12 protein-coding genes are annotated in these 16635 nt (G+C 62.7%); 2 read left to right on the forward strand and 10 right to left on the reverse strand.

Going from position 1 to position 16635, the window contains the following annotated elements:
* Positions 1-240: 240 nt before the first annotated feature.
* Both AEQU_RS08275 and AEQU_RS08280 read right to left on the reverse strand, forming a co-directional pair.
* On the reverse strand, positions 241-1869 hold the full coding sequence (locus tag AEQU_RS08275) for an FAD-dependent oxidoreductase (protein ID WP_022740473.1): 1629 nt from the start codon (positions 1867-1869) through the stop codon (positions 241-243).
* A gap of 51 nt (positions 1870-1920) precedes the next feature.
* On the reverse strand, positions 1921-2568 hold the full coding sequence (locus AEQU_RS08280) for a cytochrome c3 family protein (protein ID WP_051353414.1): 648 nt from the start codon (positions 2566-2568) through the stop codon (positions 1921-1923).
* A 208-nt stretch (positions 2569-2776) separates the two neighbouring features.
* On the opposite strand from AEQU_RS08280, the gene AEQU_RS08285 reads away from it, so the two are divergent.
* On the forward strand, positions 2777-3682 hold the full coding sequence (locus AEQU_RS08285; RefSeq protein WP_041714646.1) for a LysR family transcriptional regulator: 906 nt from the start codon (positions 2777-2779) through the stop codon (positions 3680-3682).
* Between the two features lie 274 nt (positions 3683-3956).
* Here AEQU_RS08285 and AEQU_RS08290 read toward each other — a convergent pair whose 3' ends face one another.
* The 7 genes from AEQU_RS08290 to rlmD form a co-directional block, all read right to left on the reverse strand.
* Positions 3957-4802: a biotin--[acetyl-CoA-carboxylase] ligase gene (locus tag AEQU_RS08290; protein WP_022740476.1), complete on the reverse strand. Its 846-nt coding sequence runs from the start codon at positions 4800-4802 to the stop codon at positions 3957-3959.
* 2 nt (positions 4803-4804) lie between these two features.
* On the reverse strand, positions 4805-6118 hold the full coding sequence (gene folP / locus AEQU_RS08295; protein ID WP_022740477.1) for a dihydropteroate synthase: 1314 nt from the start codon (positions 6116-6118) through the stop codon (positions 4805-4807).
* Positions 6119-6482: 364 nt separating this feature from the next.
* Positions 6483-8834 (reverse strand): ATP-dependent zinc metalloprotease FtsH, encoded by a 2352-nt coding sequence (gene ftsH, locus AEQU_RS08300; protein ID WP_022740478.1) that lies wholly within the window; start codon positions 8832-8834, stop codon positions 6483-6485.
* Positions 8835-8849: 15 nt separating this feature from the next.
* Positions 8850-9398: a hypoxanthine phosphoribosyltransferase gene (gene hpt, locus AEQU_RS08305; protein ID WP_022740479.1), complete on the reverse strand. Its 549-nt coding sequence runs from the start codon at positions 9396-9398 to the stop codon at positions 8850-8852.
* Between the two features lie 227 nt (positions 9399-9625).
* Entirely contained in the window at positions 9626-10363 is a 738-nt protein-coding gene (locus AEQU_RS08310) for a Maf family protein (protein WP_022740480.1), read from the reverse strand.
* Positions 10364-10471: 108 nt separating this feature from the next.
* Positions 10472-11587 (reverse strand): tRNA lysidine(34) synthetase TilS, encoded by a 1116-nt coding sequence (tilS, locus tag AEQU_RS08315; RefSeq protein ID WP_022740481.1) that lies wholly within the window; start codon positions 11585-11587, stop codon positions 10472-10474.
* Positions 11580-12950 carry a 23S rRNA (uracil(1939)-C(5))-methyltransferase RlmD gene (gene rlmD, locus AEQU_RS08320; protein WP_022740482.1) on the reverse strand — a complete coding sequence of 457 codons (1371 nt, stop codon included), beginning with the start codon at positions 12948-12950 and terminating at the stop codon, positions 11580-11582. Before rlmD ends, tilS begins: the two co-directional genes overlap by 8 nt.
* 44 nt (positions 12951-12994) lie before the next feature.
* On the opposite strand from rlmD, the gene AEQU_RS08325 reads away from it, so the two are divergent.
* Entirely contained in the window at positions 12995-13366 is a 372-nt protein-coding gene (locus AEQU_RS08325; protein ID WP_022740483.1) for a phage holin family protein, read from the forward strand.
* Here the strand turns inward: AEQU_RS08325 and AEQU_RS08330 are convergent, their stop codons facing one another.
* A complete protein-coding gene (locus AEQU_RS08330; RefSeq protein ID WP_022740484.1) occupies positions 13367-16561 on the reverse strand; it encodes an ABC transporter ATP-binding protein/permease in 3195 nt (1064 codons plus the stop codon).
* Positions 16562-16635: the final 74 nt, after the last annotated feature.

The raw sequence follows: 16635 nt of genomic DNA on the forward strand, positions 1-16635 counted from the left end.
CGAACCCGCTGGAAATAAGAGAAGACGCCCTTATACCCTAGAGGAGCCCAGGGTTGCCCCTTGGGCACCATTCTTTAAAGAGAAAGCGCTTTTCGTTCTCTTGGATCCCGCGTACGCAACACGCCCCCATAGCATCGGGCGCAACGGCTGCAAAGCCGTTGCGCCCGGCAAGGAAATTCGCGCCCCATCAGAGGGAGGGGAAAGAAGGGGCGCACCAGTAAAGCAAGTCTCGCGAAGAGCCTAGGCCAGCGCCGTCTCCTCAGCGATGCCGCGAGCGGCGATGCGGCCGAAGTTCGCACCAGAGCCGTTGCAGCCGCCGACGATATGGATCGCCGCATTACCGGAGGTGGGGAAAAACGCGATCTCGCCCGCCGCGTACAGATGAGTAATAACCTCGCCGTGGCGATCAAGCACCTGCGCCTGCGGATTCACCTTCGACCCACCCTTAGAGGTGCCGATGATGGCGTTTTCCTCGATGCCCCAGAACGGCGGCGTCTCGATTTTCTGCCCCTCGAAAGCCGTGCGCCCATAGGGGTCGGTCTCCCCCGTCTTGCCGATGTAGCTGTTGAACTCATCGACGCTCGCGCGCACCGCATCAGCGGGCAGTCCAAACATTTCGGCCAGTTCCTCGATGGTGTCGGCGGTCTTCACCGAGTCCATGCCGTTGGCCGTCGCCTCATCGATAATGGGCTGAGCATTCGTTTGACCATTCTGGCCCAGGCGCGCCGTCTCATCGAAGATGCATACGTGCCACATCTCGGGCTGCTTCAGCGGCGTTTTCAGGTCATAGAACACGTGGAAGCTGCTTTCGTCGTTGAAGCGCTTGCCGTCCTTGTTCACCTCGATGAGGCTGTCCTTCCAGTTGAAGGGAAGAAGGATGCCGCTTGCGGGTCCGTCGTTGCTCACCGCGACACCGCCAGGTCCGTAATTGGGAGGAGAGGGATAGCAGTAGCCGTTGATTTCCTCGAGCATTCGGTAACCATCGCCCTGCACATCGGCCGGAGCCGCGCCCACGATGCGCTTCGCCTCAGAAGAGAGCTCCTTCATGGTCAGGCAGTGCTTGTTCCACATATCCACATTGTTTCCCAAGCCGCCGACGGCCAGCAAAACACCCTTCGTTGCGCGAATATCAAGGGTCTCGCCGCTCTTGGCCTCGACATGGGCGCCCACGACAACGCCATCGGCGTCGCGATAGAGCTTCTGCGCCCGCGTATCGGACAAAACTTCTATACCGCGCTCCTCGATGGCTCCCTGCAGGCCCTCCATCCAGCCGAGCCCATTGCCGGGAGGATTGGTGTTATACGTGCGGGCGATAGTGTGGGAGGGCTCGTTCAAGGACACGTTCTGAATGACGTCGCAACCCAAATCTTCCAGCCAGTCCACTGTCTCGCCGGACAGCTCGCAGAAGGCGCGAATGACCTCCGGGTCGCCCAAGTCGCCGCCGTCGTTGCGAACGTCCTGGATCATGACCTCCACATCGTCGGTCACGCCAAAGTCCTCCTGAATGCGCGTTCCGCAACCGCACAAGGCGCCGCCGCTCTGCGTGCAACAGCATTCCGTAATAGTGGGAGCGGCGTCAACCACCAGCACATCAAGGCCCAAATCGTAGCCCTCGACGGCACCGCAGGCACCGGCAATGCCGCACCCCAGAACCAGCATTTCCACTTCGCGATCCCAGGTCTCCGGAACCGTGGCGTCCCAAGCCGGGGGCACCTTCGAGTTCTCATTCGCCTGGCTCTCTGCGGGGCCGGTGGCGCTCAGATCTTGGCTGGAGCAACCGCTTAGTACTCCGGCGGCTCCGACCGCCGTTGCCGCGACCGCCGCCGCTCCTCCGCGGATAAACGATCGTCTCGATAGCTCTTCGCTCATGTCTCCTCCTTTTTTCGAACTCCCTCTCCTTCTGAAAGGGCAGTTTGTCTCCTAGTCGTGGCAGGTATAGCATTCGTACACGTTCTGATGGTGGCATCCAAGGCAATACTGGGAGGGATCCGAAGCCGTATGCATGCCGTGGCAGTCGGCGCATTCCGCCTGTTTCTTATGACCTTCGTTCTCGGGAATCGCGTGGGGATTCACCACCGTTCCCTTGCTGTCGGTCAGCACCGTACAATCGGCGGTGCGCTCAGCCAGAGCCTCTTTGCTCTCGTGGCATCCGAAGCAGGTCTCTTCGCTCACCGGGTAGTCGAGACGATTGATCTTGCCTGGCTTCGACTTCTTCGTCTCCTGGTGAACCGTGGCCAATCCCTCAACTTCTGAATGGCAGTCCGTGCAGGAGAGGTTGGCGTGATTCGAAGCCGTGCATGTCGAGTCGGATAGGGAAGCCTGTTCCGTATCGTGGCAAACCGAGCAATCCATGTCGGGGTTCCATTCGGCAAGGCTTGTGCCAACTTCGCCTTCCGATCCTGAACCCGTCCCGGTAGCTTGCGGGGCATTCTCTTCGCTTCCGCTATCCGGCAGATTGGCCGCCTGCGGCGCACAGCCACCCAAAACGCTGAAGCCCGCGACCAGGGTGAGCGCCAACGCCACTTGAATCGTCAGCGCTGCCTTCTTGCGGGAAATTGCTTTGCTCATATTCACCCCCTTCCTCCAAGAGCTGTTGGAACCCATTGTGCTTGCGCAACAAGTCATAGCCGCAAAGGAAGTGGTAATACCACTCTCCCATTCCGGCATTCGCTTTTTACGTTTCGTAATTTGGCTATTCGACCATGGAATAGCCATTTCTCCCCCTGGAAAAAAAACGTTATGCTTTAGTTGGGATGATTTCAAAGGGGAGGACTACATGAACACGGAATGGCTCCAGGAGTACATCGTATTCGCGCGACATCTGAACTTCAGTTCTGCGGCAAAGACACTCAATATGGCGCAACCGACACTTAGCAAGCATATGATTGCGCTGGAAAAATGGGTGGGGGTTCCTCTCATTGAGAGAGGCGGCAGCCCCCAGCTCACCTATTATGGACACCGCTTTCTTGAGTGCGCTCAATCAACTCTCACTACCTTAAATTCGGGAGTGAAGGCTTGCAGGGAACTCAGGCATTCCAATCGGCCCGTTCGAGTTCAATGGTTCGACCATGGCACTTATCTGTCTGACCGGTTGCCACACGTCAAGGGAATTCCATTTGAGCTCACAAACACTTCGACGGAAGGTCTCGACGATCCCTATTTCGCTGTCCTTGACAACGATTCGGTAGACATCGTCAGTTCACTAGACTTCTCGATCATGCCCGATTTCTCGAAAGCAGCCCAAGAACGTGGCATCAAAACGGCGGCAACGGTTGCGGCGCCGGCCGCATTGGCTATGAGCGTCGAGCATCCGTTGTCTCGCATCGGGAAACTCCAGCGCGCCGACCTCACCCAAGCGGAATTTCTCATTGTGGATCGCGCCTATTACGACCTCTGGCGCTCCTACATCGCCCACGTTCTCGGCGGCGACCTCAACCTTCACTTCACTTTGAAATCAGTGCACGGTGTCACTGCCAACATGGGTTCCATAGACCTGGGACGCGGCATCGTCTTCTACACCGCAGAGGAGCTTCGCCGCTTCTACAGTGGCAGGGATGACGTTGTCATCATTGAAGAACTTGACGGAGCACCGTTATCGATGCCCTTGGGGATCCTCTATCGAGAGGACAACGAGAACCCTCTTGTGCATCAGCTCGCACGGCATTTGACGAACAATAGCTGACAAACTCTACCCCCCTTGCAGCTTCATCATCAACGGCGCCGCCCGAACCGCGTTCGCAAGCATCCCCAGCTGTGCCCGTGACACGAAAGGGCCCCTTGGTGCACGAAATCGGACTTATATAGCTTTCGATGGCAAGCCCGACGGCCCGAAAAGGCTATATAAGTTCGAAAGTGCGCAGATCAGCCTCTTCGAAGATTTCCAAAAGTCTATATAAGTCGAATTTCGTGCACCAGGAGGGTGCGTTTTGTCACCGACTGGCAACCAATGCTGCCTTTTACGGCATCACCATGACGTGGGCCTCACCGGAGGCGACGGGGACGGTTTCGTCGGCGGTGCGGACGAGGAGGCGACCGCGCTCGTCGACACCGGTGGCCGTGCCTTCCAAAGTAGCGGTGCCGGCGGCATCCTCGATGCGCACCGCGCGACCGGTAAGGAAGGAGGAGCCTTCGTAGCTGCCCAAAGTCGGCATGAAGCCGAGCTCGCGCCAACGACCGTAGTTCACGAGGATGCGGGCGATAACCTCGCGCTGGATGTCGGTGATGGCCTCCTCGCGACGGGCGGCCTGCTCGCGCTCCGGCAATGCCGCAATGGCTTGGGCCAGCGACACGAAGTGCCCCGGCTCAGAGTCGGGGGCCGGCATGAGCTCGGCCATGTACTCGGGGACGTTGCGGCCCTGCACGGGGCGGTCGACCTCGGGACGGAACACGTTGATGCCGATGCCCACGCACACACCGCCCCCGCAGGCCTCCAGCGAGATGCCGCAGAGCTTGCGGTACTCGTCGGCGCGCTCGCAGTCGGCGGGCATATAAATCACGTCGTTGGGCCACTTCACTTGGATGCCGTCCTCGAACTGCGGCGCCGCCACCTGGCCTAAGGCGCGCTGGACCGAAAGCCCCACCACCAGGCTCAAGGTAGCCAAGCCGCTGCCGGCCACATCGGGACGCAAGAGGATGGACATGTACAGGCCGCCCTCCGGGCTGTCCCATTCGCGACCCTGGCGGCCATAGCCGCTGGACTGGCGTCGGGCGCGAACAATGAGACCCTCGGCCTTGCCCTCGCGCAACGCGTTCTTCACGACCTCGTTGGTGGAGGCCACCTCATCAAGCACGGTCAGCTTCATGGCTAGATCCTCCTTGCCTTCCCAACGCGCTGCGCCTCGGGCACGCGCCCCACGGGGGTTCCGTCCGCCAACTCCCAGCCAGGCAGAATTTCCAGCAGGGGCTTCACAACGAAATCGCGCTCCGTCACATGCGGGTGCGGAAGCGTGAGCTCGTCGTCGGAAGCGACGTACATCTGATAGTCGAGAATGTCGATATCGAGCGTGCGCGGGCCGTTCTCGATAGTGCGCACGCGACCGAGGGAGTTCTCGATGCCGTGCAAGTAGCCGAGCAGCTCTTTCGGCGGTAGGCCGCTGCGCAGAAGCACCACGGCGTTCACGAAGGCATCCTGATCCTCGTAGTAGGCCGGCTCGCTCTCGTAGAACGACGACATGTCCATGATCTGGGTGTCGGGCAGGCTGCACAACTGACCCACGGCGAGGTTCAGCTGAGCGATTTTGGCCTCGGTCTCCTCGCCGGGCTCGGCCACGAGCGCCACATTGGAGCCCAGGCCCAGAAGCACCGCCGGCCTCAGATCCTTCAACGCCGCAGCCGTCATCTCCACGTTATGGGTACGCACCACGCTGGCGCCCAGCTCGCAGGCGAGCAGCGCCTCAGCCGCCGAGGCCACATCGCGGTCGTGAAGCTCTTCCACATGGTAGGCCTCGCCCACGAAGCGCTTGCGCGAGACCGCCACCATGACCGGATAGCCCAGGTGCACGATCTCGTGGAGATTGCGCATGAGCTCGATGGTTTGCTTGGGCGTCTTGCCGAAGCCAGGGCCCGGATCGACGCAGATGCGGGAGCGGTCGATGCCGGCCGCCTCCAAAGCGGCGGCCGCATCGCGCAGGTAATCGCGCACTTCGGCCACCACGTCCTGGTAAACGGGGTTGTCCTGCATGGTAGCGGGCTCGCCCTTCATGTGCATGACCACGCAGCCGCAGCCGCAGCGGCGCACCGCCTCGCGCATGGCGGGATCGCGAAAACCCGACACGTCGTTGACGATGGAAGCGCCGGCATGCAGGGCGCGGACGGCCACCTCGGCATGGCGCGTATCCACCGACACGCAGACGCCGGCCTCCACCAGGGCCGCCACGACCTCGCCGATGCGATCCCACTCCTCATCGGGCGTGACCGGCGTGGCGCCCGGACGCGTCGACTCGCCGCCCACATCCACAATGGCGGCACCGGCGCGCACCATTTCCAGACCATGGGCCACAGCCGCCTTCGGATCGAGATAAGCGCCGCCGTCGGAGAAGGAATCGGGGGTCACGTTCAAAATGCCCATGATGATGGGCGTGCTGGTGTCGAAGTCGTATTGTCCGCAATGCCAAATCATGAATGCTGAAGCCTCGTCTTCCTCGGCGTTTCCTCCCTTAGATTCTCAGCCGATAAGTGTAACGGCGCAAAAAGCCCGTGTACACTGGTTTTCAGATGAGTGTACCGTAATATCTCTTAGAGCGGGCTTCAAGTTTAGGCGCATGCACGAAAAAGAGCGCCCGAAGGCGTCATATCAGCTTCCGCAGGGGGCGACCTTGGTCGCCCCTTGTCGCAAGCGCGGCCTCTTCCGTAGCAAGGGGCGACCTTGGTCGCCCCTTGCTACAGGCATGGTTGCCGTTGCAGAAAGGGCTGACCAAGGTCAGCCCCTACGAAGGTTATGTATGTTGGCAATCGAGGATCGAGTCCAAGCGCAGCGTCCTCGCTCAATCCTTCTTGTTCGGATCAGGGGCGTCGGCGGAGGAATCCATGTCGTCCTCGCGGTCGATCTCGGCGTTCACCTCGGCTTGGGTGGGTGCATCGGCGCGGTCGGCGTGCTCGGCAGGCGTGCGGAAGGGGGCGTTCGGATCCTGGTCGCCCGGCTCTACCGGCTCGTTTCGCCAGTTCGGGTCGGCCAACGTCTCGCCGGCATCGGGATCGGCCGGCGCAGCACCCGAGCCACCCGGCGCGCCCGGCGCGTCGCTCGCGCCATCGCCCTCGCCTTGGGCCGCCAAAAGCTCGGCGTCCTTGGCGCGGGCCGCGGCCTCTTCCGCCTCCTTGGCGGCGATGATGTCGTCCTCGCGCGCCAAGTACTCGTCCCACTTGTTGTCGAGCAGCGCCTCGCAAGCCTCGCCTTCCACGGTCTCGCGCTCGAGCAGCACGCTGGCCATGAGATCCATCTGATCGGCATGGGAGGACAGAATCGCGTGGGCCCTATCGTGGGCCTCCTTCATGATTTTGGCCACCTCTTCATCGATGCGGCGGGCCGTCTCCTCGGAGTAATCCTGGGTGTTGCCGTAGTCGCGACCCAAGAACACCTCGTGGTTGGGCTGGCCGAACACCTGAGTGCCCAGAGGACTCATGCCGTACTGAGTGACGATGGCGCGGGCCATCTTGCTTGCGCGCTCAAGGTCGTTGGAGGCGCCGGTGGTGATATCGTCGCAGAAGATCTCCTCGGCCACGCGGCCTCCCATGAACACCGCCAGCTCGTCTTTCATCTCGGAAAGCGAGTTCAAGACCTTGTCCTCATCGGGAATGGAAAGGGTGTAGCCCAGCGCTCGGCCGCGCGAGATGATCGAGATCTTGTGCACCGGATCGGCATGGTCGAGCAAATGTCCCACGAGCGCGTGCCCGCTCTCGTGGTAGGCGATAGTGTGCTTGGTCTTTTCGTTCATCACGCGGCCCTTGCGCTCCGGGCCGGCGATAACGCGCTCCATCGACTCGCTCACCTCGCGCATGGTGATGATCTTCTTGCCGCGCCGCGCCGTGAGCAGGGCCGACTCGTTCATGAGGTTCGCCAGATCGGCACCGGTGAAGCCCGGGGTGATCTTCGCGATCTTCGCCAGATCCACATCCGACCCGATGGGCTTGTCCTTGGAATGCACCTCCAGGATGCGCTGGCGGCCCTTCACGTCGGGGGTGTCCACGACGATTTGTCGGTCGAAGCGGCCCGGGCGCAGAAGCGCCGGATCAAGCACGTCGGCGCGGTTCGTGGCCGCGATGAGCACCACGGAGTCGTTGGACTCGAAGCCGTCCATTTCCACGAGCAGCTGGTTCAAGGTCTGCTCGCGCTCGTCGTGACCGCCGCCAAGGCCCGTGCCGCGCTGGCGCCCCACCGCGTCAATCTCGTCGATGAAGATGATGGCGGGGGAAGCCTCTTTCGCGTCCTTGAACAGATCGCGCACGCGGCTCGCGCCCACGCCCACGAACATCTCGACGAAGTCCGAGCCCGAGATGCTGAAGAACGGCACGCCCGCCTCGCCGGCCACAGCGCGCGCGAGCAGGGTCTTGCCGGTGCCCGGAGGGCCCACGAGCAGGCAGCCGCGCGGAATCTTCGCACCCATGGACTGGTACTTGGCGGGATTGGCCAGAAAGTCCTTGATCTCCTGCATCTCCTCCACGGCCTCATCGACGCCGGCCACATCGGCGAACGTCACGTCGGGGCGCTCCTCCAGAGTCTTCTTCGCCTTGTTCTTCCCAAAGCTCATCTGGGAATTGTTGGCCTGCTGCATCTTGTAGAAGAAGAACATCAGAAGGCCGCCGATGATGAGAATGGGCAGAAGCGTGGCCAGAACCTCCAGGAAGGGACTCGGCAACGTCACCTGATAGGAGATGTCGGGGTGGGCCGCCAAAAGCTCGCCGAGCGAATCGGAGCCTACGTAGGTGGAGGTGTAATTGTGCTCTTTGCCCAGCGTGGCCGGATCGAGCGTCGTGGTGGCCACGCCGCCGAGCGCCTTGCCGTCATCGCCGTGCTCGGTCGCCATGAGGGCGTTCAGGGAATCGAAGGCCCCGTTGAAGGCGGCGGCGGCCTCGGAGCCGGCGGTGGCCGCCGGGAAGTAGGTGCCCGACACCGTGTAGTCGCCGGCGGAGTAGGTGACCGACTTCACGCGGCCCTGCTCCACCGCTTGGGTGAACTCGGAGGTGATGAGCTGATCGGTCACGGTGGTGCCCATGGCGCCGGTACGCATGAACTGGCTGCCCACGAAAAACGCCACGGCCAAGAGGATGATGACCATGACCATCGTGGTGCGCTGGGTCGACGCCGGCGGGATTGGTTTCTTGGGATTGTTGTCTGCCATAGTTGATTGCTGCCTTTACTGGTAGATCTCGGGCTTCAGAACGCCGATGTAGGGGAGGTTGCGGTAATGCTCGGCAAAGTCGAGGCCGTAACCGACGATGAACTCGTCGGGGCACTCGAAGCCGATATAGCGGCACGGGATGTCGGCCTGGGCCGGCGTGTCCTTGCGCATGAGCGCCGCCACCGTAAGCGACGCCGGCTCGCGGGACTGCAGGTTCTTCAAGAGGTACTTCAGCGTGAGCCCTGAATCGATGATGTCCTCGGCGACGATGACGTGGCGTCCCCGGATATCGGTGCTGAGGTCCTTCAAGATGCGCACCACGCCGGAGCTCTTCGCGCCGTTGCCGTAGGAGGACACGGCCATGAAATCCACTTCCAGCGGCAGATCGATGGCGCGGATGAGGTCGCAGGTGAACACCGCCCCGCCGCGCAGGATGGACACGACCACAATGCCCGCATCCCCGGCAACGTCGGCATAGTCGCGGGTGATGGCCTCGCCCAGCTCGCGCACGCGTATCGCCAGGTCCTGCTCGGAGAAAAGTATCTCTGAGATGTCGTTATGCACGTGAACCACTTTCTCTTTGCCCGCAGCGCGCGCTCCTCGCGCAAACGCCGCAGCGCTCTTTAATCGCAGTCCAGTTTACCAAAGACCTTTTCCCGAACAGCCGTAAGACAGCAACGCCACAAATTATGTGCGCTAATTGTCATCGAGCCGCCAAGGGCCGCATCGATACTGGCGGCATGCCAGAGCCCGGCATCACGCAACCGCAAGACTCAGCCAAAACTGATCGCTTAACATTCTGCGGCCTCGGCGTTCACGAGGTCGGGGAATTCCTTGATGAGACGTTCCGCAGGCAGGCCGATGATGGTGTCGAGGGAGCCGTCGTAGTGGTCGACGAGCTTCGCCCCTTCTCCCTGGATGGCGTAGGCGCCGGCCTTGTCGAAGGACTCGCCGCGAGCCAGATAGTCGGCGATCTCCTCATCGGTCAGATCGCGGAACGTGACGCGGCTCGTGTCGGCGAAGGTGCGGAAGCCCAGCGAGATGTCCTCGGCGGCCGGCGCCGCGATCATCCAGACCGACACGGCCGTGATGACCTCGTGGGTGCGGCCCGAGAGCTGGCGCAGCATGTGCTTGGCATCCGACAGGCTGCGGGGCTTGCCGAAGATCTTCCCGTCGAGCACCACCATGGTATCGGCGCCGATGACGATGAGCATGCCCGTGTAGTTCTGGGCGAGCACCTCCTGCACCACAGCTCCGGCCTTGCGCTCGGCGAGCTTCTTGGCGGCCTCCTCGGGGTTGGCGGCCAAATCGGGCTCGAGGGACTCGTCCACGGGCGTGGCCGGGGTGTGGACGATGAACTTCACGCCGACCGCGTCTAAAAGCTCGCGACGGCGCGGGCTGCCCGACGCGAGGACCACCTCGAAGGCGGCCGGCTGGGATGCGGTTTCCCTTTCTTCGTTCACGGCCTGGCACAGCTCGTCGGCAGCCACCTTCGCGGCGACTTCGTCGTTTAGCTGATCGTCGTTCATGGAATTTCCTTTCGCTATGCCCTTCGGCATTCATCAACTACCATCGCTGAGAGGCGGCCCGGGGGTCGCCCCTGCGGTTCAATCCCACCGTAAAACCCACCTGCAAGTTTAATCGGACGTGCGTTTTCTGCGGGCTCGGAAATAGGCCATGGGCTCCACGAGGACGCCCCGCTTGTTCGCGCTCACGGCCAGATCATACTGGATATTGGCCACGTACCCGCTGTTGGGCGCGCCGTTCGCGAAGCCAGCGAGCACAGCTTCCACGCTAGCGGCCTCCACCCGCGCATCCGGGCCGAGCATGGCCTCCAGAAGGCGCAGCACCGCGCGGCGCTGCAGGGGGCGCTCCGCCTTCCCGAAAGCCGGCAGCAGCCGAAAGCCCTCGGAGCGGTCGATGCCGAAGGTGTCGTCCTCGGCCACCCATTCCGCCGATTCTTCCGCCAGCTTCTCAGCCATACCGCACAGCATGTCGTCCTCGTCGGCGATGAGGTTCATCGAGCGGGTCAGCACCTCGGGCAGCGCGCTGTTCCATTCCTTGGCCACCGGCACGATCTTGTGGCGTACGTAGGCGCGGAAGCGATCGGTGTGGGCGTTGGTGGCGTCCTCGCGCCAGAGCGCCCCGGACCCGTCGCGAACCACCGTCTCCCCCGCCGCCTCCCGGGCGGCAAGGTAGTCGCGCAGCTCGTCGCGCGTGACGTCGAGCAGCGGGCGCACCACCGGTCCGTTGCGGTAGAGCATGCTGCGGAAACCGCCGGGGCCGGTGCCCACGATGGAACGCATGTAGAAATTCTCGATGCGATCATCGGCGGTGTGAGCCGTGAAGATGCGCGCCTCCGAAAGGGGCCGTCCCTCGTGCTGGCACATCGAGCGCAGGGCCTCGTTGGCAGCCAGATAGCGCTCGCGCCGGGCCACGGCTTCCACGTTCTCGCGGCTGCGCTCGGCCTCGGCGGCGATGTCGATGGAGCAGATGAACAGCGGGATGTCCAGCGCCTCGGCCAAAGCCGCCACGAAGCGCTCGTCGGCATCGGCGTCGTCGCCGCGCAGCTGGTGGTTCACGTGCAGCATGGCCACCGGCCCCACATCGCCCGCCTCGCGCAGGGCGGCACCCAAATACGCCAGCGCCGTGGAGTCCGAGCCGCCGGACACCATGAGCAGCACGGCGGCATCGGGGGCTGCCAGGTCATGGGCCGCGATGGCGGTGCGAGCTTTTTCGAGTACGTCAGTCATTTTTCTTCTCCAGCATCACAATGGATTCCACATGGTCGGTGTGGGGGAACATGTCCACGGGACGGATGACGCGCACCTCGTAACCGCTTTCCACCAGTTGGCGCACGTCGCGGGCCTGAGTCGCAGGGTTGCACGAGATGTAAACGATGCGCTCGGGAGCAAGCGATGTCGCGGCCTCGAGGAACTCCGGCGTAGAGCCGGCCCGCGGCGGGTCCATGAGCAGAACGAGGGGCTGCGGGCGCTCTTCCGACGCCGCCAGCTCCTTCATGAACGCGGTAGCGTCCTGCGTCACGAACTCGGCGTTTTCCACACCGTTGTGGCGGGCGTTGTTGGCGGCGTCGCGAATGGCCGACGGCACGGAATCGACGCCGATAACGCGGGCCGCCCCGCGCCTCGCAGCCACCAGCCCGATGGTGCCCGTGCCGCAATAGGCGTCGATGACCGTCTCGGCACCCGTAAGGTTCGCCAAGCGAATGGCCTCGTTGTAGAGCACCTCGGTCTGCGTGGCGTTCACCTGGTAGAACGACTGCGACGAGATGCGGAACGTGAGTCCGCACAGCGTGTCGAGAATGAAACCGGGGCCGAACAGCACACGCTCCTTCTCACCCAAGATGACATTGGTCTGGCGCGTGTTCACGTTCTGCACGATGGTGGTCACCTCGGGCACGCGGCGCGCAAGCTCGCGGCAGAAGGCCTTCGATGCGGGAAACTCCTCGCCGTTGGTCACCACGGTGACGAGCACTTCCCCGCTCTCATGTCCCACGCGCACCACGGCGTGGCGCACGAAGCCCGCGCCCGTGTCCTCGTTGTAGGGCTCCATGCCCCAGCGGGCCATGATGTCGCGGATGGCGAGCGTCACCTTCTTGGCCGTCTCGTTTTCAATGGCGCAGGTATCGGTGGGGATGAGCCGGTGGGTGCCAACCTCGTACATACCCGTGAGGATGTCGGCGCGGGTGAGCTTGACATCTTTCCCCTTGCGCTTTGCGCCCTTGGCCGGAGCATAAGGGGAGATCACCTTGTTACGGTAGTGGAAGGGGACATCCATTCCCAGGATGGGCAGCAAGGCGCCAGCGGGGGCGATGCCTTCGAAAAGAGCGGCCACCTGCTGCTCCTTCGCAAGCAGCTGATCCGCATAGGAGACATCAAGCCGGCTGCAGCCGCCGCAGCGCCCGAAGGCGGGACAGAGGGCGCACGCCGAGCCCTTTCCCGCAGCCTTGGCGGTCTGGGACAAGGGGCGACCAAGGTCGCCCCCTACGGGATCGGCCCCGAAGCGTTTAGGGCGCGGCGGGTTGGCCCGGCTCGTCTTGGGTTTGGCGGGGCGGTTACTGGTGCGTTTCGGATTGTTGTCATGTTTTCTCGTCATGGCCTCATTTTGACATAATGGGGCCACAGGAAAAGGAGGCACTTATGAACTTCATCATTCGCTGGATCGTCACCGCCATCTCCGTCGCCGCCGCCGTGTGGCTCGTGCCGGGCATCGAGATCTTGAGCAACAGCGCATCCTGGGTGGGCATCGTGTTCTTCGCACTCATTCTGTCGCTCATCAACATGTCCATCAAGCCGATTCTGCAGATCCTCTCGCTGCCTGTGACCGTGCTCACCCTGGGCATCTTCTACCTCGTCGTGAACACGCTTCTGCTCTACATCGCCGCGTGGCTCGCCAACGGGCTGTTCGGCGCCGGCTTCTACATCGCCAGCTTCGGCAGCGCCTTTGTGGCCTCCATCGTCATCTCGCTGGTGTCCGCCCTCGTCAACGGCCTCATCGGCAACGACGCGTAACTATTCGCTGCGCAGCGCCTCAACCGGGTCTTTGCGGGCGGCGGCCATGGCGGGGAACAACCCGGCCACAAACGACAGGAACACGCTGATGGCCACCAGGATCGCTCCGGCCACCGGCGGCAGCATGGCGATGTCGGGCACGTCCAAAAGCCCGTACACAATGGCGTTGACCGGAATGCACACGAGCGCCACGACCCCCACGCCGATAAGGCCCGCCGTCAGGCCCTCGATGATGGTCTCGGCGTTGAACACCCGCGAGATGTCGCCCTTGCTCGCGCCGATGGCGCGCAAGATGCCGATCTCCTTCTTGCGCTCGAGCACCGAGATGTAGGTGATGATGCCGATCATGATGGACGACACCACGAGCGATATGGCCACGAACGCGATGAGCACGTAGCTGATCATGTCCACAATCGTCGTGACCGATTTCATGAGCGTGCCCACGAAATCCGTGTAGGAAACTTTCTTGTCGTCCTGCCCCGAGGCCACCATGCGGTCGTTGTAGTCGTCCAGAATGGCGATGACCTGCTGTTTGTCCTCGAAGTTGTCCGGGTAGATGTCGATCTGCGAGGGCTTCGAAAGCTCCGCGTAACCCAACTTGCTCAGGTTCGCGTCGAAGGACCGTGTCCCATTCGTCATGAGCGACATGATGAGCTCGGTCAGCTCATCTTCGGTCATCTTCATCTGGAAGGCGTTCTGGAAAGCGCCGGTATCCACGGACATGGCCAAAGGAATGCTCGCCGCCATGTCGCCCATCACCTTCTGCACCGAGGCCTGGGTCTTGGCGGTGATCGTGGCCATGACCTGCTCCATGTAGGCTTTCATGGAAGATTCCAGGGCCGCGGAGATCTTCGTCGCCATCTCCTTCTGCAGGGCGTTGGCGTCGACGATCTGCGCCGCGTACTGTCCCATAATGGCCTGCAGCTCGGGGCTTTGGGCGTAGGACTCCAGCGTCGACTGCGCCAGCGTCTGGAAGTCCGGCGGCGTGCCCGACGCCGCGGCCTGGGCATAGGCGGCGCCAAGGGCCTGGGTGTAGCCGGCCAGCGCCGCGCCCATCATCTCGCCCATGGCGTCGCTGTTGAAGGCGGAGGTCATGTCCAGGTTCAACGCGCTTGCATCGAGCCCGGGCATCGCCGGCAGATCGCTCGCCGACATCCCCTCGCCCAGCGCACTCGTGTCCATGTTCAGCTTCGACTCATCGAACTTGAAGGCGTTCTGCAGCGCCTCCTCGTCGATGCTGAACAGGTTCTCCATAGAGAAATCCGAGCCCGATTCCTCCTCCTCGGTGAACTCCTTGCCGTTGAACACGTCGATGGTCGGGTAATTCAGTTGCTCCTGCACGATGGCGGCCTCGGAGGCCTGCTCGATCAGATGGCGCGTCAGCTCGGGCGTGTAGTAGATGCCCATGGAAAGCGCCGTGGCTTTCGCGTCCGGCCGCGGCTGCACGATGCCGACGATTTTCAGCTCCTCGCCGGCGTCCACGAGCCCCTTCATGCACTCCTCGTCGCCGGTTTTGTCGACCCAAACCTTGTTCTCCTCGTCGTAGGTGTAGAAGTCGGCGGCGGGCACCATCTTCAGCGACACGCCCATGATCTCGTCGTAGGTGAACGTGAGGTTGTCGTCGGGGCTTTCCACGTCCTCCTCGTTCATGAACTGGTCGATCATGTCCTCGAGCACCGCGTGATCGCGCAGGCCCAGGGCGTAACTCACCAGATCGGGCACCGTGCCGTTCGCGGTCAGCACCACGACGCACTCGTTGTAGGCGGAAGGCCACCGGCCCGCCTTCACGTCGTACTGCTCTTCCACAATGGCGGTGTTGCCCATCATCTCACTGAACACATCGGTGGAGTACATCGTGGACATGAGCGCGTTGGACGAACCGGAGCCCATACCGAAGGCGGAGAACGTCGTGTCCGGGTTGATCTGGCGCACCCCGTCCTCGGTGTTGCCGTCGAAGATCTGGGGCACCACGTTGTAGGAGTACTCGATGGAGTTCACATAGCTGTTGATGTCGCCGCCGTTCTCGTCGAAGAACAGCTTGAGCGAGGCGAGGTCGTTGTTCTCCAGGCTCGCGAACATGTCGGTGACCATGCGCGTCTCGGGCACCTTGCCCTCGGCGGCCGGGTCGTTCTCGTCCCCGTTCTTGCCGCCCTGAAGGCCCATTTCCGCAAGCGGGTCGTCGCCGGCGCCCTCGCCCGTCGCGTCTCCCCCGTCGCCCGTTCCGCCATCGACGGCCATGCCCATGAGCGCCGTCATGTCGAAACCGGTGGACATGATCTGCAGCGGGTACACCGACAAGGTGTCTTCCTCGGTGCGCTCGATGTAGTTGTCCACGCCGTTGGCGAGCGCCAGGATGGCCGCGATGCCGATGATGCCGATGGAGCCGGCGAACGCCGTCATGATGGTGCGGCCCTTCTTGGTCAGAAGGTTGTTCGCCGACAGCGCGAGCGCCGTGAGAAAGCTCATCGAGGTCTTGCGGATGGGCTTGCGCGAGGCGTGCATTTCCGCTTCCGTGGGGAAATAGGGGTCGGTGTCCGAGCGGATGACGCCGTCGGCGAGGTTCACCGTGCGCGTGGCGTACTCGGCCGCCAGCTCCGGGTTGTGGGTGACCATGATGACCAGACGGTTCTTGGCGATCTGCGTGAGCAGGTCCATGATCTGCACCGAGGTATGGGAGTCAAGCGCGCCGGTGGGCTCGTCGGCCAGCACGATCTCCGGATCGTTGATGAGCGCGCGGGCGATGGCGACGCGCTGCATCTGACCGCCCGAAAGCTGGCTCGGCTTCTTGTTCAAATGCTCGGACAGCCCGACCGATGCCAGGGCCTCCTTGGCGCGGCGGGTGCGCTCGGCCTTCCCCACGCCCGAGAGCGTCAGCGCCAGCTCCACGTTCTGCAGGATGGTCTGGTGCGGGATGAGGTTGTAGCTCTGGAACACGAACCCGATGCGGTTGTTGCGGAAAGTGTCCCAATCGCGGTCCTTGTAGCGGTGGGTGGAAATGCCGTCGACGATCATGTCGCCGGAGTCGTAGTGGTCAAGACCTCCCATCACGTTCAAAAGCGTCGTCTTGCCCGAGCCCGACGGCCCCAGAATCGCCACGAACTCGTTGTCGCGGAACGAGATGGAGACGTCGTTTAGGGCCACCTGGGTGAAGTCGCCCGTGGTGTAGGACTTGCAGATATTCTTGAGCTGCAGCATGCGCGCGTTCCCTTCCTTCAATTCTCGGGAGCCATTATGAAGGTGCGGCGGTGCGCGCCGTCTGGCGCTTTCGT

Source organism: Adlercreutzia equolifaciens DSM 19450, from assembly GCF_000478885.1.
Classification (GTDB): Bacteria; Actinomycetota; Coriobacteriia; order Coriobacteriales; family Eggerthellaceae; genus Adlercreutzia; species Adlercreutzia equolifaciens.

What these genes read in the sequence shown, in the direction of transcription:
- AEQU_RS08275 (WP_022740473.1), bottom strand. Translation starts at nt 1,869, where the DNA reads ATGAGCGAAGAGCTATCGAGACGATCGTTTATCCGCGGAGGAGCGGCG.
- AEQU_RS08280 (WP_051353414.1), bottom strand. Translation starts at nt 2,568, where the DNA reads ATGAGCAAAGCAATTTCCCGCAAGAAGGCAGCGCTGACGATTCAAGTG.
- AEQU_RS08285 (WP_041714646.1), top strand. Translation starts at nt 2,777, where the DNA reads ATGAACACGGAATGGCTCCAGGAGTACATCGTATTCGCGCGACATCTG.
- AEQU_RS08290 (WP_022740476.1), bottom strand. Translation starts at nt 4,802, where the DNA reads ATGAAGCTGACCGTGCTTGATGAGGTGGCCTCCACCAACGAGGTCGTG.
- folP (WP_022740477.1), bottom strand. Translation starts at nt 6,118, where the DNA reads ATGATTTGGCATTGCGGACAATACGACTTCGACACCAGCACGCCCATC.
- ftsH (WP_022740478.1), bottom strand. Translation starts at nt 8,834, where the DNA reads ATGGCAGACAACAATCCCAAGAAACCAATCCCGCCGGCGTCGACCCAG.
- AEQU_RS08310 (WP_022740480.1), bottom strand. Translation starts at nt 10,363, where the DNA reads ATGAACGACGATCAGCTAAACGACGAAGTCGCCGCGAAGGTGGCTGCC.
- tilS (WP_022740481.1), bottom strand. Translation starts at nt 11,587, where the DNA reads ATGACTGACGTACTCGAAAAAGCTCGCACCGCCATCGCGGCCCATGAC.
- rlmD (WP_022740482.1), bottom strand. Translation starts at nt 12,950, where the DNA reads ATGACGAGAAAACATGACAACAATCCGAAACGCACCAGTAACCGCCCC.
- AEQU_RS08325 (WP_022740483.1), top strand. Translation starts at nt 12,995, where the DNA reads ATGAACTTCATCATTCGCTGGATCGTCACCGCCATCTCCGTCGCCGCC.
- AEQU_RS08330 (WP_022740484.1), bottom strand. Translation starts at nt 16,561, where the DNA reads ATGCTGCAGCTCAAGAATATCTGCAAGTCCTACACCACGGGCGACTTC.